The organism is Microbacterium trichothecenolyticum, assembly GCF_000956465.1.
In the GTDB taxonomy this organism is placed as follows: domain Bacteria; phylum Actinomycetota; class Actinomycetes; order Actinomycetales; family Microbacteriaceae; genus Microbacterium; species Microbacterium trichothecenolyticum.
Window position 1 is genome coordinate 244820 of the sequence record NZ_JYJA01000036.1, and the last position, 22582, is coordinate 267401.

Annotated in this window: 21 protein-coding genes; 9 read left to right on the top strand and 12 right to left on the bottom strand. The window is 68.5% G+C overall.

Annotated features, from left to right (window positions below):
- Positions 1–15 precede the first annotated feature (15 nt).
- Together RS82_RS12720 and RS82_RS12725 are read left to right on the top strand one after the other, a co-directional pair.
- On the top strand, positions 16–3234 hold the full coding sequence (locus tag RS82_RS12720; protein ID WP_045299967.1) for a DUF6519 domain-containing protein: 3219 nt from the start codon (positions 16–18) through the stop codon (positions 3232–3234).
- Between the two features lie 13 nt (positions 3235–3247).
- Positions 3248–3637, top strand: coding sequence for a hypothetical protein (locus RS82_RS12725; RefSeq protein WP_045299969.1), 390 nt, complete (start codon positions 3248–3250; stop codon positions 3635–3637).
- Positions 3638–3925: 288 nt separating this feature from the next.
- On the opposite strand, the gene RS82_RS12730 is transcribed toward RS82_RS12725, so the two are convergent.
- The 4 genes from RS82_RS12730 to RS82_RS12745 are packed head-to-tail and all read right to left on the bottom strand — an operon-like array spanning position 3926 to position 8277.
- Entirely contained in the window at positions 3926–5140 is a 1215-nt protein-coding gene (locus RS82_RS12730; protein WP_045299971.1) for a glycoside hydrolase family 1 protein, read from the bottom strand.
- Positions 5141–5178: 38 nt separating this feature from the next.
- A complete protein-coding gene (locus RS82_RS12735; RefSeq protein WP_052676828.1) occupies positions 5179–6072 on the bottom strand; it encodes a carbohydrate ABC transporter permease in 894 nt (297 codons plus the stop codon).
- Between the two features lies 1 nt (position 6073).
- On the bottom strand, positions 6074–6997 hold the full coding sequence (locus RS82_RS12740) for a carbohydrate ABC transporter permease (RefSeq protein ID WP_342666939.1): 924 nt from the start codon (positions 6995–6997) through the stop codon (positions 6074–6076).
- The gene (locus RS82_RS12745; protein ID WP_084695627.1) at positions 6994–8277 is read right to left on the bottom strand and encodes an extracellular solute-binding protein; all 1284 of its coding nucleotides are present in this window, start codon (positions 8275–8277) and stop codon (positions 6994–6996) included. Before RS82_RS12745 ends, RS82_RS12740 begins: the two co-directional genes overlap by 4 nt.
- A gap of 163 nt (positions 8278–8440) precedes the next feature.
- On the opposite strand from RS82_RS12745, the gene RS82_RS12750 reads away from it, so the two are divergent.
- Positions 8441–9439, top strand: a complete 999-nt coding sequence (locus tag RS82_RS12750; protein WP_045299977.1) for a LacI family DNA-binding transcriptional regulator — start codon at positions 8441–8443, stop codon at positions 9437–9439.
- Between the two features lie 26 nt (positions 9440–9465).
- On the opposite strand, the gene RS82_RS12755 is transcribed toward RS82_RS12750, so the two are convergent.
- The 6 genes from RS82_RS12755 to nrdH all read right to left on the bottom strand — a co-directional run bounded on the left by RS82_RS12755 (position 9466) and on the right by nrdH (position 14965).
- Entirely contained in the window at positions 9466–9930 is a 465-nt protein-coding gene (locus RS82_RS12755) for an alpha/beta fold hydrolase (RefSeq protein WP_211255928.1), read from the bottom strand.
- A gap of 38 nt (positions 9931–9968) precedes the next feature.
- Complete coding sequence (locus RS82_RS12760; protein WP_045299978.1) at positions 9969–10919, bottom strand: alpha/beta hydrolase; 951 nt, start codon at positions 10917–10919, stop codon at positions 9969–9971.
- A 218-nt stretch (positions 10920–11137) separates the two neighbouring features.
- Entirely contained in the window at positions 11138–12112 is a 975-nt protein-coding gene (gene nrdF / locus RS82_RS12765; RefSeq protein WP_045299980.1) for a class 1b ribonucleoside-diphosphate reductase subunit beta, read from the bottom strand.
- A gap of 33 nt (positions 12113–12145) precedes the next feature.
- Complete coding sequence (gene nrdE, locus RS82_RS12770; protein WP_045300088.1) at positions 12146–14245, bottom strand: class 1b ribonucleoside-diphosphate reductase subunit alpha; 2100 nt, start codon at positions 14243–14245, stop codon at positions 12146–12148.
- Positions 14246–14283: 38 nt separating this feature from the next.
- Positions 14284–14730, bottom strand: a complete 447-nt coding sequence (gene nrdI, locus RS82_RS12775) for a class Ib ribonucleoside-diphosphate reductase assembly flavoprotein NrdI (protein WP_084695628.1) — start codon at positions 14728–14730, stop codon at positions 14284–14286.
- A 1-nt stretch (position 14731) separates the two neighbouring features.
- Positions 14732–14965, bottom strand: coding sequence for a glutaredoxin-like protein NrdH (nrdH, locus tag RS82_RS12780; protein ID WP_045299982.1), 234 nt, complete (start codon positions 14963–14965; stop codon positions 14732–14734).
- A 404-nt stretch (positions 14966–15369) separates the two neighbouring features.
- Between nrdH and RS82_RS12785 the strand changes: the two genes are divergently transcribed.
- Positions 15370–16578, top strand: a complete 1209-nt coding sequence (locus RS82_RS12785) for an MFS transporter (protein ID WP_045299984.1) — start codon at positions 15370–15372, stop codon at positions 16576–16578.
- A 50-nt stretch (positions 16579–16628) separates the two neighbouring features.
- On the opposite strand, the gene RS82_RS12790 is transcribed toward RS82_RS12785, so the two are convergent.
- A complete protein-coding gene (locus tag RS82_RS12790; protein ID WP_045299986.1) occupies positions 16629–17033 on the bottom strand; it encodes a hypothetical protein in 405 nt (134 codons plus the stop codon).
- A gap of 65 nt (positions 17034–17098) precedes the next feature.
- On the opposite strand from RS82_RS12790, the gene RS82_RS12795 reads away from it, so the two are divergent.
- On the top strand, positions 17099–17857 hold the full coding sequence (locus tag RS82_RS12795) for an alpha/beta fold hydrolase (protein ID WP_045299988.1): 759 nt from the start codon (positions 17099–17101) through the stop codon (positions 17855–17857).
- Between the two features lie 15 nt (positions 17858–17872).
- Here the strand turns inward: RS82_RS12795 and RS82_RS12800 are convergent, their stop codons facing one another.
- Entirely contained in the window at positions 17873–18880 is a 1008-nt protein-coding gene (locus RS82_RS12800) for a TIGR00341 family protein (RefSeq protein ID WP_045299990.1), read from the bottom strand.
- Between RS82_RS12800 and RS82_RS12805 the strand changes: the two genes are divergently transcribed.
- From RS82_RS12805 to RS82_RS12820, 4 genes are all read left to right on the top strand, one after another.
- Positions 18879–20081, top strand: a complete 1203-nt coding sequence (locus tag RS82_RS12805; RefSeq protein ID WP_045300092.1) for an acyl-CoA dehydrogenase family protein — start codon at positions 18879–18881, stop codon at positions 20079–20081. The two genes, RS82_RS12800 and RS82_RS12805, sit on opposite strands and share 2 nt — an antisense overlap.
- Before the next feature lie 97 nt (positions 20082–20178).
- The gene (locus tag RS82_RS12810) at positions 20179–20658 is read left to right on the top strand and encodes a hypothetical protein (RefSeq protein ID WP_045299991.1); all 480 of its coding nucleotides are present in this window, start codon (positions 20179–20181) and stop codon (positions 20656–20658) included.
- A 208-nt stretch (positions 20659–20866) separates the two neighbouring features.
- The gene (locus tag RS82_RS12815; protein ID WP_045299992.1) at positions 20867–22144 is read left to right on the top strand and encodes a DUF445 domain-containing protein; all 1278 of its coding nucleotides are present in this window, start codon (positions 20867–20869) and stop codon (positions 22142–22144) included.
- Between the two features lie 74 nt (positions 22145–22218).
- A complete protein-coding gene (locus RS82_RS12820) occupies positions 22219–22569 on the top strand; it encodes a gamma-glutamylcyclotransferase family protein (RefSeq protein WP_045300094.1) in 351 nt (116 codons plus the stop codon).
- Positions 22570–22582: the final 13 nt, after the last annotated feature.

Below are 22582 nucleotides of genomic sequence, written 5' to 3' on the forward strand. Positions count from 1 at the left end.
GAAGAGGACGAACTGATGGGTGCTGACCTCAGCAGTGTGCCGTTCGACGCACGCAAGGATCACTCCGGCGTCGTGCTGCAGCAGGGCCGTCTGCTGTTGGACGGCGATTGGAACGAGCTGGTCGCCATCCTCGAGCGGCGGCTGCGCGCGAACGTCGCCGACCTGGACGGACCCGGGCCGCAGACCGGCATCCAGGGGACGGCCGCGGTGTCGAAGGTGGCCCCGGACGCCTTCAGGCTGGCGATCGCGGGCGGGGATCTCGCGATCGGCCGAGGGCGGCTGTACGTCGACGGTCTCGTCGCCGAGAACCACGGCGCCGAACCCGGCGACACGTTCGATCCGATCCTCGCCGAATCGGTGGGGCCCGACACCGTGACCTATTCGGCGCAGCCGTACCTGCCCGCCCCACCGGATCTCCCCGCCGACGGCACCCACCTCGTGTACCTCGACGTATGGCCGCGCGAGGTCACACACCTCGAGGAGCCGGGCCTGATCGAGCCGGCGATCGGCGTCGACACCACGGCGCGCACGCAGACGGTGTGGCAGGTGAAGCACTTCGCCGTCCCCGCGGGCACGACGTGCGGGACCCCCGACGACGACATCGAGGGGTGGACCGCGTTGACCGCGGCCTCCGGCGCACGGCTCACGGTGGAGACGATCTCGGTCGCCGACGGCGACCCGTGCGAGCTGCCGCCGACCGGCGGGTACCGCGGGCTCGAGCACCAGACGTACCGGATCGAGATCCACGACCCCGGCGAACCGGGAACCGCGTCGTTCAAGTGGTCGCGCGACAACGGGTCCGTGGCGAGCGCCGTCGTCGAGGTCCTGGACGCCGGCGCCGCGGTGCGCCCCGCGTCGTTGGGCCGAGACGACGTGCTGGGCTTCCACGACGGCGACTGGGTCGAGGTCGTCGACGACCACCGCGAGCTGCGGGGCGAGCCCGGCGAGCTGCGCCGCATCGAGGTCGACGACGCCGAGGGGACGATCGCCTTCGCCGGGTCGGCGCTGCCCGCCGACCTCCAGCTGACGATCGACGAGGCGGCCGAGCGCCACCTCCGCGTGCGCCGCTGGGATCAGGTAGGCGTCGTCAAGAACACCGCGGGCGGCACGGTCGTCGACCTCGACCAGGCCGCCGCGACCGGCGCGATCCCGGTTCCGGGGACGGCGGCCGATCGGATCGTGCTCGAGCACGGGCTCGTCGTCGGCTTCTCCTCCGCCGGCGGAGCGTTCCGCACCGGCGACCACTGGATCGTGCCCGCACGAGCGGCGGATGCCGCGGGCGACATCTCGGGTGCGGACCCGCTGCTCGATGCAGCGCCGCCACTCGGCATCCATCACCACTACGTCCGGCTCGGCATCCTCACCTCAGGGGGTGTCACCGACTGCCGGCCGAAGTGGCCGACGCCCGGTGAAGGCAACTGCGACGAGTGCGGCTGCGAGTGCACCGTCTGCGTGACGCCGGTGTCGCATGTCAGCGGCGAGCTCACCATCCAGGACGCGGTCGACAAGGTCAAGGCCGCCGGCGGCGGCACCGTCTGCCTCGCGATCGGGCTGTACCCGCTCCGTGAGCCGGTGCGCGTCGACGGTGCGACGTCGCTGCGCATCCGCGGACAGGGCGCCGGATCCATCGTCGTGGCGTCGGCCTCGGACGGGTTCGTCGTCACCAAGAGCAGGTTCGTCACGATCGAGGATCTCGCGGTCCTCGCCGCGAACGACTCCGCCGTGGTGCTCGACACGACGGTCGCGGCAAGGGTGGAGCGCGTCACCGCCCTCGTCCTCGCGCAGGAGGGCCCGTCGCGATCCGCCATCGCGCTCGCCGGGACCGCGCTGCTCACCACCCTGCGCGACAACATCGTCGCCGGTCCGACCGGCATCGGCCATGCAGGCGCCGGCGCGGAGGATCGGCGACGTGTGCTGCTCGTCGCCGAGTTCGAGGCGAGCGACAACATCGTCATCGGCCGCGACTTCGGGATGCGGCTCGACGGCACCACCGCGTTCCTGCTCGCCAACCGCGTCGCCGACAACACCGTCATCCGGGCGCGCGAAGGCGGCATCGTCGCCACCGGCTTCGTCTATCCCAGCACGGTCATCCCCGGCAGCTCCTTCGCGATCGAGGACAACACGGTGATCGTCGGCGGCACCGGGATCTCGGTCTCGGAGGGCGGATTCGCGATCACCCGCAACCAGATCGGCGCGCCGCGCTCCGACCAGCCGGCTCGCACCGACGGCATCGCCATCGTGCCGACACCGCCGGGCGAGCTCGTGCGCGACGTGGTGCGCATCGACGGCAATCGCGTCCGCGGCGTGGGCGGCCACGGCATCGTCGACTACGCGTCGGTGCAGACGCTCGAGGTCACCCACAACCGCGTGGAGCTCGCCCAGCACGGCATCGTCATCGACGAGAAGGCCGCGGTCGAGATCGCCACGGTCTCGGGGAACACGCTGATGGACATCGGCTCCCGCGACACCGACGAGGCGGCGGGGGTCTTCGCGATCCGCGTCGTCAACGCCGCGCACGCCTCCGTCGAATCGAACACCGTGCGCGGTGTCGGCACGGCGCGCAGCATGGGCAGCGAATCGATCGGGATCGACGTCGTCGCCGTCGCAGAGTCGCTCGTCGCAGGCAACACCGTGGAGCGCGTGGGTCCGGTCGACGGCGGCCGCGGTGAGATCGGCATCGCCGTGCGTGGATTCGCGCGCTCCCAGATCGAGGGCAACGCGTCGCGCAGGTACCCCGCGGACCCCGATTTCGACCCCAACGGCGGTCGCTTCATCGGACTGCTCGTCGGCAGCGGCGACGACCGCGACCTCGAGCTCGGCCTCACGAAAGCGGGCGGCATCGTGACCGGACTCGGCCCGTTGGTCTTCGGAGTCGCCGCGGCGGCGGCGGTCGGATCTGCCCGCATCGTCGCCCCGCTCGTGACCGTCGACGCGAACATCGTCGCCGGTGGCGCCGGCGACGCGCCGCCCGCGATGATCATCGGGCTGCGCGGCGATGCGATCGTCACCTCGAACCAGATCCGCGGCAACCGGGAGTTCGGCACGACCGCCCTCCGCCTGCGCGCGGAGACCGGCGCCGTCGCCCAGAACCGGTTCTGGGGCGGCAGAGAGCCCACGGCCGACCTGTTCCTCTCGGGGGCGTCGGTCCTCGGCAACATCTCGACAGGGATCCTGTTCCTCAACGGCGCGCCCGTCCCCCCGCCGTGGGACGCCCTCAACGTCATCGGCATCTGAGAGAGGCAGCATCATGACTCCCACGTCCAAGCCCAAGCCTCAGCCCAAGCCCCGCCGCCGGTCGAAGGCTGACGAGGCGCCGCGCGAGGATCGCGTCGCCGACGATGCGGCCGTCACCGCGCTGCTCGACGTGCTGACCGACAGCGTCGCGGCGTTGCCCGAAGTTCTCGAACGCGGCGAGGAGGCCCGCCGGGCTCGCGCCGAGTCAGCCCGCGGACTGCTCGGCTCCCGTGAGCTCAGGGCAGCGGCGCGACGCGTGCCCGAACTCGGCACGAGCATCGAGTCAGCCCGCGCGGAGCTGGATCGTCAGGACGCGGCCGCCGAGCAGGCGCGGTCCCAGCTGCACGATGCGAGCAAGGAGTGGCTCACGGCCCTCAAGGCGCTGCGTGACCCCGGCGCATGACGCGGGGGTTGACCGGGGGGCCGACGCGAGAATGCCGGCGCCCCCGGTAGCCGCGAGCTCGGGACCCACGGCCGGGGTGCCGGACCGGGGCTCCGGCGCTATCCCCCACTGAAGAGACAACGCCCTAGGGAATCTATTACGCGAGTTTCGGGCGGCTTTCTGGAACGGGTTCACGGCGCAATATCGGGCCGGAGGTGAATGGCTGATCCGGGCCGATTTCGACGGCCACGGGAGGACGGATGCCGCGGCCCGCGGCATCCGTCCTCCCGTTCCGGTGGAAACCGCCGCTCAGACGGCCAGCTCCACTCGAGGCGTCGCGGGGATCTCGTTCCGCTGCGCGAGCCCGCCCAGCCAGCCGAGACTCGGCTTCGGAGTGCGGGCGAACGTCTCGTGATCGACGGCGATGAGCCCGAACGTGGGCCGGAACGACCCCCACTCGTAGTTGTCGAGCAGCGACCAGTGCAGGTACCCGCGCACGTCGCAGCCGTCTGCGATGGCCTCGGCCATTCCCGCCAGTGCACCCGTCGTGTAATCGATGCGCCGGGCGTCGTCGGAGGTCGCCATCCCGTTCTCGGTGACGATCATGGGGACGCCGCCGGTGACCTCGCGGGTGTGGCGGAGCGCGTGACCCAGCGCCTCGGGGTAGTACTCCCACCCGGTGAGCGTGCGCTCGGTGCCCTCGGGCCACTCCTGGGGGCCGTAGCCCAGCTCGTCGTCCGTCGGGCCGATGATCGTCCGCAGATACGACTGCACACCGATGAAGTCGTCGTTCCGCGACTGCTCGAGGAAGAAGTCCTCTCGCCAGTACTGCCACTCGTCGCGCTGCTTCTCCCACCCGGGCACCGCCTGGAACACCTGGTTCGCCACGGTCCATCCCGAGCGGATGCCGCCGACCCCGCGCAGGACCTCGGTCGAGGCGTGATGCGCGTCGGCGATCGCCTGGGCGACGAACGGCGACGGCCCGGGGAAGTTGACCCCGTTCTCGGTGTCGATGCGCGCCTCGGTCTGATTGACCATCATGTTCGGCTCGTTGATCGTGACGACGAGGTCGACGTCGTCGAGGATCGTGGCGGCGATCTCGGTGAAGCGCCGGAACCGGTCGGTGCTCTGCTCCGAGTACCAGCCGCCGGAGTGGTCCCACCACCGCGGGAAGGTGAAGTGGTGCAGCGTCACGATCGGCTGCACGCCGTGGTCGCGGCACGTGTCGATCATGCGACGGTAGTGCGCGAGCTGCGCCCGCGAGACCACCCCCTCCTCGGGCTCGATGCGCGACCACTCCAGTGAGAAGCGGTACGCGGTGAGCCCGGCATCGGCCAGCAGCGCGATGTCCTCGGGATAGCGGTGGTAGGAGTCGCACGCGTCACCCGACGGCTCCGGGATCTGCGTGCCCGGCGCGTACTCGTTCTCCCAGTGTCCGGTGTTGACGTTGCCGCCCTCGATCTGGTGACCGGCGGTGGCCGCTCCCCAGATGAACCCCTCGGGTGCGGCGATGACACTGCTCATGAATGCTGTTCCTTTCTTGTGGAGGTTGCGGGATCGGGTCACTTGATCCCGGTGAGCGCGATGCCCTGGATGAAGTGGCGCTGCATCGCGATGAACAGGATGAGCACCGGGATGATGATGAGGAACGACCCCGCCATCTGCAGCCCGTAGTCGGACCCGTGCCCGCCGGCCTCGGCCGAGAAGAGCGCGAGCGACACCGGGAGGGTGTACATCGAGTCGTCCTGCGAGATGATCAGCGGCCACAGGAAGCTGTTCCACGAGCCCATGAACGTGAAGATCGCGAGGGTCGCCAGCGGCGCCTTGCACAGCGGCAGCACGATCTGGAAGAACGTGCGGAACTCCCCCGCGCCGTCGATCCGTGCCGCGTCCAGGAGCGAGTCCGGGATCTCGAGCATGAACTGCCGCATCAGGAAGACGCCGAAGGCGCCGACCATGCCCGGCAGGATCAGCCCCCAGTAGGTGTTGACCATGCCGAGGTTCGCCACCAGGACGAACTGCGGGATCAGCGTGACGATGCCGGGCACGAACAGCGTCGCCAGCACGACGACGATGATGACGTTCTTGCCCCGGAAGTTCATCTTCGCGAGCGCCCAGCCCACCATCGACGAGAACAGCAGCGTCGTGGCGACGGTCACGACCGCGAGGAACACCGAGTTGAAGAACGGCCGGAGGATGTCGAACTCGAACAGCCACGCACGGAAGTTGTCGAGCGTGGGATGCTGCGGCCACCAGGTGACCGGGCGCGCCATGATCTCGGCCTTGGTCTTGAAAGCGCCGAGCACCATCCAGACGAACGGCAGGACGGTAGCGGCCAGGCCGACCGAGAGGACGGCCGGCACGGCGAGGTTGCCCCACCGGATGGGCTTGCGCGGTGCCCGTGTGGGTGTGCTCACCGTGTCGGTTGCGGCGGGTCTTTCGAGCGTTGTCGTCATGTCAGGTCCTCTGACGGAAGAAGCGGAACTGGATGATCGCGAGGATGCCGACGAGCGCGAACAGCACATAGGCTCCCGCGGCGCCCACCGAGTAATTGCCGTACTTGAACTGGTTGTAGACCTGGAGGGCGATCGAGGTGGTCGACTCCAGCGGGCCGCCGTTGGTCATGACGAAGGGCTCGTCGAAGAACTGCATATAGCCGGTGGTCACGAGGATCGTGTTCAGCAGGATCGTCGGCATCATCATCGGAATGGTGATGCGGAAGAACTTCTGGACCGCATTCGCACCGTCGATCGACGCGGCCTCGTTGACATCGGCGGGGATGCCCCGCAGCCCCGCGAGGAAGATCACCATCGACGCGCCGATGTTGCGCCAGATGGCCATGATCGTGATCGCCAGCAGCGCGGTGTTCGGATCGCTCAGCCAGTTCGGCCCCGAGATCCCGACCCAGCCGAGGATCGTGTTGAGGACGCCGGTGTTCTGATACATGATCCGCCACACGACCGCCACGGCGACGATCGTCGTGATGACCGGCGTGTAGTAGCCCACGCGGAAGAACGTGGCCGCCCGGCGACTCACCGAGTTCAGCAGCACCGCCAGTACGAGCGCGAGGAACAGCGTTGCGGGGACGCCGACCACGACGAACATCAGCGTGTTGAACAGCGCCCGCTGGAAGGACGGGTCGGTGAGCACCGCGACGAAGTTCTCGAATCCGACGAAGTTGACGTTGAACGGGTTGCGGATGTCCCGCGCGCGAAGATCCGTGAACGCCATCGCCAGGGAGCTGACGAGCGGGATGAGCCCGAACACGCCGAACGTCAGGACGAACGGGGCGACGAAGACCCAGGCGATGGCGGCGGAGCGCCGCCGCTGCGCGGCCAGGGAAGCAACCTTCCCCGGCCGCGCCGCCTGAACGGATGTCACCACCCGAAGCCGATCGTGTCGGCCTGCGCCTGGATCTCCTTCGCCGCGTCGGCGCTCGAGATCTCACCGCGGGCGACCTGCTCCGAGTACTTGCTGATGAGGTCCGAGATCTGCGACCACGCCGGGTAGTTCGGCGTCGCCACCGTGTTCTGCAGCTGCTCCGTGAGCGTCTTGGTCACCGGGTTGTCCTGGATCGGTGCGTAGTCCCCCGCCGCGATGTTGGCCGGGAGCTCACCCTGCAGGTCGTACCACGCCTCCTGCTGCTCCTGCGCGCTCATCCACGACAGCAGCGACCATGCCGCCGACTTGTTGTCGGACGCCGAGAACACACCCAGGTTGCCGCCGCCGATGTACTGGTCGTTGTTCCCGCCGGGACCGGCCGGCGAGACGGTGTAGCCGACGGAGTCCATCGTGAATCCCTCGGGTGCAGTGCCCTTCTCGATCTCCTCCTGGTAGATGTCGAGCATCCACGGACCCGAGATGAACATCGGCGTCCCGCCGTTCTCGAACGTCGCGTCGGTGTCGCCCATCGGCGCCTCGCCGCGCTGGAAGTAGCCGCCGTAGTAGTCGAGGGCCTCGATGAACTCGGGGGTGTCGATCGTCCACGCGTCGCCGTCGGTCATCGAACCGCCGGCCTGCGCGTCGAACGGCACGATGACCTGCGCGGGCTGTTCGGTGGGCTTGGGCAGGCTGAAGCCGAAGGTGCCGCCGGGGCGCGAGGCGAACGCCGCCGACATCGCCTGTGTCTCCTCCCACGTCGTGGGCGCCGAGAGGCCGAGCTCGGCCGCGATGTCGGCGCGGTAGAAGAGGAAGCGGGTTTCGACGTACCACGGCATCGCGTACAGGTCGGTCTCGCCGGCCACGGAGTCCACGGCGGCCGGGTAGAAGTCGTCGGTGTCGTAGACGCCGTCCGGGACGGCGTCGAAGGCGCCCATTCCGATGACGGTCGCGGTCTGGTCGGCGCCGGTCATGATGATGTCCGGTCCCTTGCCGGCCGCCGTCGCCGTCTGCGCCTTCGTGATCACCTGGTCCCACGGCACGTCCGTGACCTTGATGCTGGCGTCCGGGTTGGCCTTCAGCCAGTCCTTGGTGAGCTTCTCCAGGTTGTCGGCGTGGCCGCCTGCCGTCCAGATCTCGACGACGCCGGACGCCTTGCCCTCCGCGGCCGGGGCGACCGACGATCCCTCGGCGGCGCCGTCCGCGCCGCGACCGCAACCGGACAGGACCAGGACGGCGCCCAGCGCCATCGCAGTGATCGCCGTGACTCGCATCCCTTGCATGCTCACTCCTTCGTGTGTTTTCGATACGAAAGCTCGAAATTTCGTGCCTCAGAGTGAGACTATAGAGCGATGGATGGGCGGGAGTCCAGCGAAGGTCGAAGAATCGACCACCGATCGTCGTCGATTGCCGCTAGCATTTTCGGAAAGTTGATCCGGAGGAACAATGGCAGTCCAGCTCGCCCAGATCGCGACCGAGGCAGGAGTCTCCATCCCGACGGTGTCGAAGGTGCTCAACTCCCGACCCGATGTGTCCCGAGCCACGCGAGATCGTGTGGCGGCGGTCCTCGAGCGCCACGGCTACGAGATCCGGATGCGCCCGAGGATGGCGACCGGATTCCTCGACATGCGCGTCGTCAACCTCGACCAGGCATGGTCGGAGGCCGTCGTCCGCGGCGCCGCAGAGGCGGCGAAGGCGCACGGCAAGGACCTCGTCCTCGCCGTCGAGCCCGACCCGGAGGACTGCGACGAGTGGGTGATGCACGCGCTGGAACGGGGATCCGACGGGTTGCTGAGCGTGGTCGCGGTGCCGAGCCCCGAGGCGCGTGTGCAGCTCGCGGAGGCGGGCATCCCCCTGGTCGTCGTCGATCCCCTGCACCGGATGCCCGAGGGGACGTTCTCGATCGCGGCGACGAACTTCCAGGGTGCGTTCGACGCCGCGCAGCATCTCATCGAGCTGGGCCACCGCCGAATCGCGACGATCACCGGTCCCCTGGACCAGGACAACGGCATCGCCCGGCTCGCCGGCTTCCAGGCGGCGCTGCAGCAGGCGGGGGTTCCCGTGGACGACGGCCTGATCATCCGCACCCAGTATGGGATCGACCAGGGCTACGACGCCACGCGGATCCTCCTCACCCGCGACTCCCGGCCGACCGCGATCTTCGCCGCAAGCGACGACAGCGCGCTCGGGGCCATTCGCGCCCTCCGCGAGGCGGACCTGCGCATCCCCGATGACATGTCGGTGATCGGCTTCGACGATCTCCCGCACTCATCCTGGATCGACCCGCCCCTGACCACCATCCGCCAGCCGCTCGCGCAGATGGGCAGCGCCGCGGTCGACGTGATCGTCCGCGTACGCGCCGGCCGTCACCCGCACCCCGCGGCGCGCACCGAGCTGTCGACGACGCTGGTCGTCCGCTCGTCGACCGCCCCACTGCGAGGCTGACGCGGACCGGTGTCCTGCGGTTGCGGTCAGGGCGTTCCCGCGCCGTCACCGGGGGTCTCGGCGACGGCGAGGATCGCATCGGCGAACGCCCGCGGCGCCTCGGCGGGCAGGTGATGACCGGCGTGGGGAACCTTGCGGTGCTCGCGCCAACCGGCGAAGAGGTGGGCGTCGTGGCTGCCGTCGGATGCCGGGAAGTTGCCGTCCGCTGTCCCGTCGAGGGTGATCGTCGGCACGCTGATCGGCGGAAGCGCGGCGAGCTGCGCCTCGACGTCCGCGTAGGCGTCGGCGCCCTCGGCGAGGCCGAGTCGATGCCGGTAGGAGTGGATCACGACGTCGACGTAGTCGGGGTTGTCGAACGCACGAGCAGCACGTACCAGCTCCCCTTCGCTGAAGTCCCACTCGGGCGAGTTGCGTCGCCAGATCACGCGGGCGATCTCGCCGTCGAGGACGCCGGCGGGGACATGGCGGATCCGCACGTTCGCATCGATCATGAGGGACTCCTCGGGAGGGTGGGTCGGGTCCGGTGGGGTCAGTCGCGGGCGAACGCCTTGCGGAGCGTGTGGATCGCCTGGTCGATCGCGGCGGTCGTCGCGGCCGACGGGCGCAGCGGGTTGAGCATCATGAAGTCGTGGATGGTGGCGTCGTAGCGCACGAGCGTCGTCGACACGCCCGCTTCGATGAGCTTGCGACCGTAGGCTTCGCCCTCGTCGCGCAGCACGTCGTTCTCGTCGACGATCAGCAGAGTCTCGGGCAGCCCCTTGAGCTCGTCGGCGGGCGCCTGAAGCGGTGACGCGGTCACGTCGCTGCGCTTGTGCACGTCGGGGAGGTAGTTGTCCCAGAACCACGCCATCGCGTCGGCACGCAGGTGGAAGCCCTCCGCGAACTCGCGATAGCTGGGGGTGTCCTGCCGCGCGTCGGTGACCGGGTAGTACAGCGACTGGTGGATGAATCTGACATCGCCGCGCTTCTTCGCGAGGATCGCGAGCACCGCCGCCATGTTGCCGCCGACAGAATCTCCGGCGACGGCCAGGCGCGCAGCATCCAGTCCCTTCTGCCTACCGTTGTCCATGATCCACCGGGCGGTCGCGTACGCCTGTTCGACGGCGACGGGATGCTGCGCCTCAGGCGAACGCGTGTACTCGACGAACACGATCGCAGCGCGGGCGCCCGTGGCGAGGTCGCGCACCAGGCGGTCGTGGGTGCCCGCGTTGCCCAGAACCCAGCCGCCGCCGTGGACGTAGAGCACCACGGGAAGCAACCCCGTCGTGCCGGCCGGCTTGACGATCCGGACCCTGACGTCGCCGACAGCAGCCGGCACGGTGATCCACTCGTCCTCGACATCGGGAAGCTCGACCGGCCCCGACTGCACGTCGTCGAGCAGCTTTCGGGCGCCGTCGACGCCGCGTTCGACGAGGGTGGGCGGAGCTGCCGCCGCCTCTGCGAACGCGCGTGCCTCCGGTTGCAGGATGTGTTCGGTCATGTCGCAGGCCAATCTGTGTGTGGTGATCGGTTCGTCGGATCCGCCGGCATTCACCGGCTTGAACACAAAGACCGGGCAGAGCGCGCAGTTGTGACAACCGCACGGCGATCAGCGTTCCGCGGGATGCCGGCGTCACAGATCACATCGCTGCACGAGGATCGGGCGGGCTGAAAAACACGAAAGCCCGCGGAAACCGCGGGCTTTCGATGGTTCGGGTCTCAGAAGTCCCAGTCCTCGTCTTCCGTCGCCTCGGCCTTGCCGATGACGTACGACGAACCGGACCCCGAGAAGAAGTCGTGGTTCTCGTCGGCATTCGGCGACAGGGCCGACAGGATCGCCGGATTCACGTTCGTGACCGTCGAGGGGAACATCGCCTCGTAACCCAGGTTCATGAGGGCCTTGTTGGCGTTGTAGTGCAGGAACTTCTTGACGTCCTCGGTGAGACCGACGCCGTCGTAGAGGTCCTGCGTGTACTGAACCTCGTTGTCGTAGAGCTCGTAGAGCAAGGAGAACGTGTAGTCCTTGATCTCGTCGCGCTTGGCCTGGTCGACCGTTTCGAGTCCGCGCTGGAACTTGTAGCCGATGTAGTACCCGTGCACGGCCTCGTCGCGGATGATGAGGCGGATGAGGTCGGCCGTGTTGGTGAGCTTGGCACGGCTCGACCAGTGCATCGGGAGGTAGAACCCCGAGTAGAAGAGGAACGACTCGAGCAGCGTCGAGGCGACCTTGCGCTTGAGGGGCTCGTCGCCGCGGTAGTACTCCATGACGATCTGAGCCTTCTTCTGAAGGTTCTCGTTCTCGACCGACCAGCGGAACGCCTCGTCGATCTCCTTCGTCGAGCACAGCGTCGAGAAGATCGACGAGTACGACTTCGCGTGCACCGACTCCATGAACGCGATGTTCGTGTAGACGGCCTCCTCGTGCGGAGTGATGGCGTCGGGGATGAGCGACACCGCGCCCACCGTCCCCTGGATCGTGTCGAGGAGCGTGAGCCCCGTGAACACGCGCATCGTGAGGGTCTGCTCCTCGGGGGTGAGCGTGTTCCACGACTGGATGTCGTTCGACAGCGGCACCTTCTCGGGCAGCCAGAAGTTGTTCACGAGGCGGTTCCACACCTCGAGGTCCTTGTCGTCCTGGATGCGGTTCCAGTTGATGGCCTGGACGTGGTCCAGGAGCTGGAGCTTCTCGCTCATCGTCCTTCTTCTCTCGGAATCCTGATCAGACCGTCAGAGCGTGCAGCTGACGCACTCGCTCATGTCGGTCCCCTCCAGCGCCATCTGGCGGAGGCGGATGTAGTAGATCGTCTTGATGCCCTTGCGCCAGGCGTAGATCTGGGCCTTGTTGATGTCGCGCGTGGTCGCGGTGTCCTTGAAGAACAGCGTGAGCGACAGGCCCTGGTCGACGTGCTGCGTGGCGGCGGCGTACGTGTCGATGACCTTCTCGTAGCCGATCTCGTACGCGTCCTGGTAGTACTCCAGGTTGTCGTTCGTCATGAACGCCGCCGGGTAGTAGACGCGGCCGAGCTTGCCTTCCTTGCGGATCTCGATCTTCGCGGCGATCGGGTGGATCGACGACGTCGAGTTGTTGATGTACGAGATCGAGCCGGTCGGCGGCACCGCCTGCAGGTTCTGGTTGTAGATGCCGTGCTGCTGGATGGAGGCCTTGAGGGCGCGCCAGTCGTCCTGCGTGGGGATGTGGTGGCCGGCGAACATCTCGGCGACCTTGGCCGTCGCGGGAACCCACTCCTGCTCGATGTACTTGTCGAAGAACTCGCCCGACGCGTAGGTGGAGTCCTCGAACCCGTCGAAGGTCTCGCCGCGCTCGATCGCGATCCTGTTCGACGCGGTCAGCGCGTGGAACAGCACCGAGTAGAAGTAGATGTTCGTGAAGTCGACGCCCTCTTCCGACCCGTAGTAGACGTGCTCGCGGGCGAGGTAGCCGTGCAGGTTCATCTGGCCGAGACCGATCGCGTGCGACCGGTCGTTGCCGTCCTCGATCGAGCGGACCGAGGCGATGTGGCTCTGCTGGCTGACCGCCGTGAGGGCACGGATGCTGGTGTCCACGGTCTTCGCGAGGTCGCCGCCGTCCATCGCCAGGGCGATGTTGAGCGAGCCCAGGTTGCACGAGATGTCCTTGCCGATCTGGGCGTAGGACAGGTCCTCGTTGTACGTGGTGGGCGTGTTCACCTGCAGGATCTCGGAGCACAGGTTGGACATGTTGATCCGGCCCTTGATCGGGTTGGCCTTGTTCACCGTGTCCTCGAACATGATGTACGGGTAGCCCGACTCGAACTGGATCTCGGCGAGGGTCTGGAAGAACTCGCGCGCGTTGATCTTCGTCTTCTTGATGCGCGGGTCGTCGACCATCTCGCGGTACTTCTCGCTGACCGAGATGTCGCCGAACGGCACGCCGTAGACGCGCTCGACGTCGTACGGGGAGAACAGGTACATGTCCTCGCCGTTCTTCGCGAGCTCGAACGTGATGTCGGGGACGACGACGCCCAGCGACAGCGTCTTGATGCGGATCTTCTCGTCGGCGTTCTCGCGCTTGGTGTCGAGGAACTTCATGATGTCGGGGTGGTGGGCGTTGAGGTACACCGCACCCGCACCCTGACGCGCGCCGAGCTGGTTGGCGTACGAGAAGGAGTCTTCGAGGAGCTTCATCACGGGGATGATGCCGCTGGACTGGTTCTCGATCTGCTTGATCGGCGCACCCGCCTCGCGGATGTTCGACAGCAGCAGCGCCACGCCGCCGCCGCGCTTGGACAGCTGCAGCGACGAGTTGATGCCGCGCGAGATCGACTCCATGTTGTCTTCGATGCGCAGCAGGAAGCACGAGACGAGCTCGCCGCGCTGCGCCTTGCCGGCGTTGAGGAACGTCGGCGTCGCAGGCTGGAAGCGCCCCGAGAGGATCTCGTCGACGAGGTTGGTGGCCAGCAGCTCGTCGCCGTCGGCGAGGGCGAGCGCGGTCATGACGACGCGGTCCTCGAAGCGCTCGAGGTAGCGCTTGCCGTCGAAGGTCTTGAGCGTGTAGCTCGTGTAGTACTTGAACGCGCCGAGGAACGTCTCGAAGCGGAACTTCTTGCCGTACGCGAAGTCGTTGAGCTGCTGGATGAACGCGAACGAGTACCTCTCGAGCACGGCGGGCTCGTAGTACTCCTTCTCGACCAGGTAATCGAGACGCTCCTTGAGGGAGTGGAAGAACACCGTGTTCTGGTTCACGTGCTGCAGGAAGTACTCCCGCGCAGCGCGCTTGTCGGCGTCGAACTGGATCTTGCCGTCCGCGTCGTACAGGTTGAGCATCGCGTTGAGGGCGTGGTAGTCCATGCCCTCGAAGCGTGCCTGCGTCTTGAAGTCGGTCTCCGTCAGAGTTCCCACCAGCGTTCCAATCCCGCGCTCACGCGTTCCACATCTTCAGGCGTGCCGAATACCTCTAGCCGGTACAAGTGCGGCACGTGACACTTGCGGCTGATGATGTCGCCGGCGACGCAGAAATGCTCGCCGAAGTTGGTGTTCCCCGCGGAGATGACTCCCCGGATGAGGCTCCGATTGCGCTCGTCGTTGAGGAAGCGGATGACCTGCTTCGGAACAGCGCCCTTCTCGACTCCCCTGCCCTGGCCTCCGCCATAGGTGGGTGTCACGAGGACGTACGGCTCGTCGACCACGAGCGCCGGATCCGTGGGGTGAAGCGGGATCCGGACCGCTCGAGCGCCGAGTTTCTCGATGAAGCGTGCGGTGTTGCCCGACACGCTCGAGAAGTAGACCAGCAGTGGCGCGTCCGTCGCGACGCGCTGCGTCACGACCGCCGACATGTCAGGCCAGACGCGAGGCGAGCTCGTCGATCTTGTCGGGACGGAAGCCCGACCAGTGGTCCTCATCGGTGATGACGACCGGCGCCTGGAGGTAGCCCAGCGCCTTGACCTGCTCGAGGGCCGTGGGGTCCTCCGAGAGGTCGTGGATTTCGTACTCGATCCCCTTGGAGTCGAGTGCTCGATACGTCGCCGTGCACTGCACGCACGCGGGCTTCGTGTAAACCGTGATCGCCATGTCGATTCCGTCTCCTCAGTGCTTCCCCCGGTGGCATCCGGTGCTCTTTCCCGGTAGTCCCCCCACCGGGAGTCCAATACTACATATGGGTACCGACATTCGATAGCACCACAAGGGCTAGTAGTTACATCGGTGTGATTTTCCACCGTTCTCCCCATGTACAACACAGGTTGTCCACGGATTCATCCACAGCCGACAAGGTCTGGAAAAGGCCAGGATCACGGGGCTTTCGAACGCCACGGCCGCATCCGTCCACAGGGTGCAGGCTAGCCAGCGCCTCCGACATCGGATCCGCCTGTGGACAACGCTCCCGGCGTGTCGCGGGCGTGTCGCGCACGGGTGTGCTTCGAGGTCGTCGTCGGGGCCGTGCGAGGACATCCCCGGGCGTGCCGTAACGTTGTCGGGTGGCCGGCTACCGGGAACTTCTGCGCACCCCCGGGGTGGCCCGCATCATCGCGGCGCAGCTGACCGCGCGCTTCCCGAACGGGATGATCAGCCTCGTGATCCTCCTGCACATCGAGGGGATCACCGGCTCGTACGGCGCCGCCGGCATCGTCCTCGCGGCGGTGTCGATCGGCCAGGCGCTCGCCGGTCCTGTCACGAGCCGCTGGATGGGCCGCTGGGGCATGCGCCGAGTGCTGACCCTCACCACCGTCGTGGCCGCGGCATCCCTCACGGCGATCGCACTCCTCGTCGTCCCGGTGCCGGTGTACATCGTCCTCGGGTTCATCGCGGGCGCCGCCACACCGCCGATCGTCGCGGCGGTGCGCACGATCTACGCCAAGATGGTCAACTCCACGCAACTGACGGCGCTGTACTCCCTGGACGCCTCGCTGCAGGAGTTCATCTGGATCCTCGCCCCGGTGCTCATCACCTTCGTGGCGACGCAGGCCGGCACCGTCGTGGGTCTCATGCTGGTCGTCGTGATCCTGGTGGCCGGTGGCGCCTGGTTCATCCTCTCGCCCGAGGTCGGGCGCGTGCGCATCCCGCGCAGCAAGCGCTCCTTCGGCACCGTGCTCACCCGTCCGCCGATCCTGCTCGCGACCGTGATCGGGTTCCTTCTCATCGGCTCGTTCGCGGCCGTCGAGGCGAGCGTCGTGGCGACCTTCGATCACGGCGGACTCGAGGCGGGACTCGTGCTCGCCGTGTTCTCGATCGGCAGCCTGGCCGGCGGGCTCACCTTCGGGCACCTGCCGATGGGCCGCTGGGCCATGGCGCGTCGCCTGACGGTCGTGGCCATCGGGCTCGCGCTCACCGCACTGTGGGTCAACGTGTGGTGGATCGGCGCCACGCTGTTCGTCGCCGGCATCGGCATCGCGCCGGCACTGGCCGTGCTGTCGGCCGTGACCACCGCGAGCGTCAAGTTCAGCGACACCGCCGAGGCGTTCGGCTGGGTCGGCACGGGTCAGCTCATCGGCGCCGCCGCGGGCTCGGCCGTCGCCGGCATCCTCATCGACGGCCCGGGCGGCGTGACGGCCGCGTACACCTCCGCCGCCGCGTTCTGCGCGCTGGGACTCCTCGTCGCGATCGTGTTCGCGCGGGGCCTTCCCGACTTGCGCGTGCGCGGCGCGAGCCCGATCCCCGACACCGAGCCGGTCACGACGATCGGCTGAGCCGACCCGACGTGCGCAGCGCCCTCACGATCGGCGTGCAGGCGCCCGGGTCACGCGAGACGACGGAGCATCTCCAGCAGGGCGAGGGCGTAGGCATCGGCGGGCTCGGGATGCTCGAACACTTGCCGCTCGCCGCCGAGCACGATCTCGACCTCGTGGTTGTCGGGCAGGCGCCGCAGCGACCGGAAGGCACCGCGCAGCATTTCGCGAAGCTGGTGCTCGTAGGGCAGCCACAGCGCGTCCTCGAGGGCGACCGAATCCAGCGCCCACTCGGTCGTGCCGTTGAAGGCGAGGATGCGCCCGGTCGAGTACTCGCGCGGCTCGATGGTCATCTCGCTGACGGTGAAGACGTCGGCCTCGAACTCCGGCTCGTCGAGCTGGAAGCGGTCGCCCGAGTGCGGGTGCCACACCAGGCCCGCCTCGCGCAGCGCCAAGGCCAATTCCGTCGAGATCATGCCAACCTCCGCTCCCATCCTGCCGTGCGCACGGGCGCACAGGGCCGCGCTCCTAGGCTGAGCGTATGCCTACCGCCGTCACTCTCCCCCGCGTCTCGTGGGGCTCGGCCTCGGCCGGGCATCGCGCTCTGCTCATCCACGGCCTCGGGTCGAACGGCGCGCTGATGTGGCGCTACGGCTCCGCCCTCGCAGATGCCGGATGGCAGGCGGATGCCGTCGACCTGCGCGGGCACGGGACGGCTCCACGCACGCTCGACTACACCTTGGCGGCCTACGCCGCGGACGTCTCCGAGACCCGCCCTGCCCACGACAGGTCGTGGGACCTCGTGATCGGGCACTCGCTCGGGGGTGCGGCATCCGTTCTCGCCGCCGCGGCGGATGCGTCGTGGACGCGCCGCCTCGTGCTCATCGACCCCGCGATCGCGCTCACCGACCACGATCGCGACATCGTGCGCGACAGTCAGACCCGCTCGTTCGACGACCCGTCGCAGGCGGCTGTTCGGGCGGAGCACCCGCACTGGCATCCGCAGGACATCGAGCTGAAGGCCCTGTCGGCGCAGCAGGCGAGCCGCTGGGCCGTGGAGCAGACGAGCGCTCAGAACTCGGACTGGGACGTCACGGATGCGGCGCTTCGCATCGCGGTGCCGACCCATGTGATCGCGTCCGATCCGGGCGTGTACTCGATCTTCCGCGGCAAGCCGGCGGAGGCCGCGGTGGCACCCAACCCGAACTTCACGGTGTCGGTCGTCGCCGACGCGGGCCACTCCCCACACCGCGATCAGCCGGAGGCGACGATCCAGGCGCTGTTCGCCGCACTCGCGTGAGCCCGGCGAGCGGGCTCACTGCACCGTGATCTCGACGCCCTGGCCGACGTCCACGATCACACCGACGAAAGACGGCAGCACGCTCGCGAGCTCTTCGCGCAGGTCGTCGACCGGCGGGGTCTGACCGTCGTCGGTCGTGACCGCGACGGTTCCGGTCGCGCCCGACCAGTCCACGCCGTACACCCGAGCGCCGTCGTCGGCGCTGAGCCAGTCGGTCGCGGCGTCCTGGATGACCACCGACCACCGCGCCAGCGCCACGGACACCACGGAGTTCACGGCGAGCGGCACGGTGACGACCACCGCGAGCACCGTGACGATCACATAGGCGCGGCGCCGGTTGGCGACAGGCGACGAGCCGGGGTCGCGTGCGTACCCGGCGAGGGTGAAGACGATGCTGCCGGCGATCACGAGGGCGACGACATTGGAGAGGAACAGCCACAGCGCACCGAGCGCGTCGTTCCAGAGTCCCTGCCCCGCGCAGACGCCGACGACCCCCAGGGGCGGCACGAGCGAGATCGCGATCGCGACGCCGGGGAGGACGGCGCTGAGGTCCTTGCGGCACATCGCGAAGCCGCCCGCGAAGCCGGTGGCGAGCGCCGCCACGAGATCCATGAAGCTCGGCGAGGTGCGGCCGAGCACCTGCGAGTTGGTCTCGAGGCTCTCTGGCGTCGCGACGAACAGCGAGAACGCCAGGCCCAGCACGATCACGATGACCAGCCCGAGCAGCACCCACATGATCGACCGCACCACGATGCTGAGGTGCCCGGTGACGATGCCGAGCCCTATCGCGAGGATCGGTGTGCCGAGCGGCGCGATGATCATCGCGCCGATGACCGTCGCGGTGGAGTCGGTCAGCACACCGGCGATCGCGATGATTCCGGCCAGGGTCAGCATGATGAGGAACCCGCTGCGTTTGCCGGCGCGGTCGCCGGAGCCGAGGTCGAGCGCCTCCGTCACCTCCGCCGCCGTCTGCCGCTGCGTCGGCGGGATGAGCGCCTGGAGCATCCCCGAGAGCGTCGCCATGCGCACATCATCGCGCAAGAATGGCGTGGTGGCGTCCTTCGAACCGAGCGAGATCCTGAACGACGAGCTGTTGGAGCGTCTTCGTGTGCGGGCGGCCGTGCACGACCGCGAGAACACCTTCCCCGACGACGATCTGGCCGACCTGAAAGATGCCGGGTACCTTGCGATCCTCGTGCCGGAAGAGCTCGGCGGGTCCGGGCTGGGACTGGCCGAGGCATCCGTCCTTCAGCAGCGCCTCGCGGGCGCGGCCCCTGCGACGGCCCTCGCGATCAACATGCATCTGGTGTGGACGGGCGTCGCCAAGGTGCTCGCCGACCGCGGGATCGACGCACTGCGATTCGTGCAGGAGGGCGCGGTCGCCGGCGAGGTCTTCGCGTTCGGGATCAGCGAGGCGGGAAACGACCTGGTGCTGTTCGGGAGCGGGACGGATGCCGCGCCCCTCCCCGACGGCGGATACTCGTTCACCGGCACCAAGATCTTCACGTCCCTCGCGCCGGTGTGGACCCAGCTGGGCCTGCACGGACTCGATACTTCCTCGCAGGACGCGCCGCAGATGGTCTACGCGTTCGTCCCGCGCTCCGAGGTGCGGGCCGGTCGCGTCGTCGTGCGCGACGACTGGGACACCCTCGGCATGCGGGGCACGCAATCGCGCACGACGGAGCTGCACGACGCCGTGGCTCCCGCCGACCGGGTCGTGCGCCGGCTCGCCCCGGGCCCGAACCCCGACCCGCTGGTTTTCGGCATCTTCAGCGTCTTCGAGATCCTGCTGGCGTCCGTGTACACCGGCATCGCACGGCGCGCGCTGGACCTCGCCGTCGGCACCGCCGGCCGGCGCACGTCCAAGCGCACCGGCAAGGCGTACAGCCAGGATCCCGACATCCGCTGGCGCATCGCCGGCATGGCGCTCGCATACGACGCGCTGCCGCCGCAGATCGAGGCGCTCGCCCGCGACGTCGACGACCTCGCCGACCACGGGGCGAGGTGGTTCTCGCTCCTCGCGGGACTCAAGCACCGGGCCGTGACGGCCGCGAAGCAGATCGTCGACGAGGCCGTGCTCGTCGCCGGCGGATCCTCGTACTTCCAGGGCAACGAGCTGAGCCGCCTGTACCGCGACGTCCTGGCCGGCCTCTTCCATCCGTCCGATCCCGAGTCCGCGCACTCGACGGTCGCGACCGCGTGGCTCGGGCCCATCGAGGACTGACCCTTCCGCCGGCGTCCGCTTCGGCGCTACCGTGGCATACCGGCCGCGCATCACAGGCCGCTCCCCTTGTCACATCCCGCGTCATCGGAGGAGCACCATGCGTACCAGGAACATCGCCGCAGCGATCGTGCTCGGCGTCATCGGCGCCGTGGGCGTCGCCCTTCCGGCCTACGCCGACCACAACGGCGGCGCAGAGCTGTACGACCCCGACATCCCGAACGGATGCTACGCCGGGGCGATCATGACGGGCACGCCGCCCGTCGACATCTTCACCTCGACGTACACCCTGGTAGAGAAGGCCGGTTCACTCCACCTCGTCTGCTACTTCCGGGTGCCGGCGTACGTGCCGGCGTCGGGCGAGGGCACCACCGGCGATTGGAAGGGCGAGTGGTTCGCGCCGACGAGCCCGACCGTCTCCCGGAACGCGGGCACGTGCCTGCCGCCCGGCGTCGACGCAGCGAGCGAGCTGTACCGCGACGACGAGACCCGTCATGTTCCGCACGCCGAGGCGACGATCGTCGCGTACCGGACCTCGATCGTCATGTACTGCTCGTGGCCGCTCAGCCAGCTGCCGTAGCGCGCTCGCGCGCATGAGCACACGGCCGCAGGGCCGGCGGCCGTGCGAGGATCGATGAGGACATCACCCGATGTACCCCTGAGACGTCTCGCGGAGAGACGTCGTCCTCGGGAGGCGCGATGCAGCAGGTCATCCTCGGCGAGCGGATCCTGAAGGGTCCGCTCCCGCCCGGCAGGCAGCGATCCCGGGGTTCGGGGAGGGTGCCGCGATGAGCGGCGCGCGCACGCCGACGGCCCTGCTGAGTCCGGCCGACCAGGAGCGACGACGGGGCCTTCGCACCATGAAAGGCGTCGCGCTCGGCGCGCTCGTGTTCATGGCGGTGCTGTTCGCGTTCTCGTTCGCGTTCCAGCAGGATGTTCCGGCCCTCGCCTACGTGCGGGCGGCGGCCGAGGGCGGCATGGTCGGCGCCCTCGCCGACTGGTTCGCGGTCACGGCGCTGTTCCGGCATCCGCTGGGCATCCCGATCCCGCACACCGCGATCATCCCCAGCCGCAAGGACGAGATCGGCCGCAACCTCGGCGAGTTCGTCGAGACCGAGTTCCTGCGCGCCGACGTGGTGCGCACGAAGCTCGACCAGACCGCGATCGCCGCGCGCCTGGGCGACTGGCTCAGCGCACCCGTGCATGCCGAGCGGGTCGCGGCGGAGGCATCCGTCATGGCGGGCAGCGTGCTGCGCGCGCTCAGCGACGACGACGTGCGCGACGTCATCGAGGAGCTCGCCCGAGAGCACCTCATCGCGCCCGAATGGGGTCCGCCGCTCGGCGAGTGGCTCGATCGCATCATCGCCGCCGGGGCGCATCACGGCGCGGTGGACCTCGCCGCCGACACCATCGCAGCGTGGCTCGCCGCCAACAAGGTCGCCTTCACCGGCGTCGTCTCACGCCGGCTGCCGGCGTGGGTGCCGTCGGTGGCCCACCGCTTCGTCGACGACACCGTGTACAACGAGGCCGTCAAGTTCGTCGCGGCGGTCCAGGCCGACCCGCGGCATCCCGCCCGCATCGCGATCGACGGCTACCTCGCGCGCCTCGCCGGCAACCTGCAGCACGACCCCGCGACGATCGGGCGCTTCGAGGACGCGAAGCTCGCCGTGTTCGACAGCCCGCGCGTGCGCGAGCTGGCCGGCGAGGCGTGGGCGACGGCGAAGGCAGGTCTGCTGCGCTCCCTCGCCGACCCCGAGAGCGGACTGCGGCGGCGGGGCGTGGAGGCGCTGGTGGAGATCGGCGAGCGCTTGACGACGGATGCTGCGCTCCAGCACCGCGTGGACACCTGGGTCACCGACGCCGCCGTGTTCCTCGTCGACCGCTACCGCCACGACATCGCCTCGATCATCACCGACACGGTCGAGCGATGGGATCCCGCCGAGACGACGGAGAAGATCGAGCTCATGGTCGGGCGCGATCTGCAGTACATCCGCCTCAACGGCACGATCGTCGGCGCGCTCGCGGGCCTCGCGATCTTCTCGATCGCCCACGCGCTGCTCGGGTGACGCGTCTCGGCGAGCCGTGTTAAGAGTGCGTGAAGTCCGGGTCGATCGAGGCCGCGGAGCGTTACCCTGATGCCGTGTCCGCGGACGAGCCCACCCAATACCTCTTCAGCTACGGCACGCTGCAGAACGACGACGTGCAGCTCGACACGTTCGGGCGCCTGGTCGAGAGCGAGCCGGACGCGCTGCCCGGGTACACCGTCGACTACGCCGAGATCGAAGACATGCGGGTCGTCGATCTGTCGGGTCTGACGGTGCACCCGATCGTGCGCGAGACCGGGAACCCCCTCGACAAGGTCGTGGGAAAGGCGCTGCTCGTGACCGACGACGAGCTCGACGCGGCCGACGAGTACGAGGTGGCGCTGTATCGACGTTGCGCCGTGGTGCTCGCGAGCGGTCGCTCCGCGTGGGTCTACGTCGCGGCGTGAGCGCCCGGTACCG

Coding starts and splice junctions, on each gene's coding strand:
- RS82_RS12720 (WP_045299967.1), top strand. CDS start 16: ATGGGTGCTGACCTCAGCAGTGTGCCGTTCGACGCACGCAAGGATCAC.
- RS82_RS12725 (WP_045299969.1), top strand. CDS start 3,248: ATGACTCCCACGTCCAAGCCCAAGCCTCAGCCCAAGCCCCGCCGCCGG.
- RS82_RS12730 (WP_045299971.1), bottom strand. CDS start 5,140: ATGAGCAGTGTCATCGCCGCACCCGAGGGGTTCATCTGGGGAGCGGCC.
- RS82_RS12735 (WP_052676828.1), bottom strand. CDS start 6,072: ATGACGACAACGCTCGAAAGACCCGCCGCAACCGACACGGTGAGCACA.
- RS82_RS12745 (WP_084695627.1), bottom strand. CDS start 8,277: ATGCAAGGGATGCGAGTCACGGCGATCACTGCGATGGCGCTGGGCGCC.
- RS82_RS12750 (WP_045299977.1), top strand. CDS start 8,441: ATGGCAGTCCAGCTCGCCCAGATCGCGACCGAGGCAGGAGTCTCCATC.
- RS82_RS12755 (WP_211255928.1), bottom strand. CDS start 9,930: ATGATCGATGCGAACGTGCGGATCCGCCATGTCCCCGCCGGCGTCCTC.
- RS82_RS12760 (WP_045299978.1), bottom strand. CDS start 10,919: ATGACCGAACACATCCTGCAACCGGAGGCACGCGCGTTCGCAGAGGCG.
- nrdF (WP_045299980.1), bottom strand. CDS start 12,112: ATGAGCGAGAAGCTCCAGCTCCTGGACCACGTCCAGGCCATCAACTGG.
- nrdE (WP_045300088.1), bottom strand. CDS start 14,245: ATGGACTACCACGCCCTCAACGCGATGCTCAACCTGTACGACGCGGAC.
- nrdI (WP_084695628.1), bottom strand. CDS start 14,730: ATGTCGGCGGTCGTGACGCAGCGCGTCGCGACGGACGCGCCACTGCTG.
- nrdH (WP_045299982.1), bottom strand. CDS start 14,965: ATGGCGATCACGGTTTACACGAAGCCCGCGTGCGTGCAGTGCACGGCG.
- RS82_RS12790 (WP_045299986.1), bottom strand. CDS start 17,033: ATGATCTCGACGGAATTGGCCTTGGCGCTGCGCGAGGCGGGCCTGGTG.
- RS82_RS12795 (WP_045299988.1), top strand. CDS start 17,099: ATGCCTACCGCCGTCACTCTCCCCCGCGTCTCGTGGGGCTCGGCCTCG.
- RS82_RS12805 (WP_045300092.1), top strand. CDS start 18,879: ATGCGCACATCATCGCGCAAGAATGGCGTGGTGGCGTCCTTCGAACCG.
- RS82_RS12800 (WP_045299990.1), bottom strand. CDS start 18,880: ATGGCGACGCTCTCGGGGATGCTCCAGGCGCTCATCCCGCCGACGCAG.
- RS82_RS12810 (WP_045299991.1), top strand. CDS start 20,179: ATGCGTACCAGGAACATCGCCGCAGCGATCGTGCTCGGCGTCATCGGC.
- RS82_RS12815 (WP_045299992.1), top strand. CDS start 20,867: ATGAGCGGCGCGCGCACGCCGACGGCCCTGCTGAGTCCGGCCGACCAG.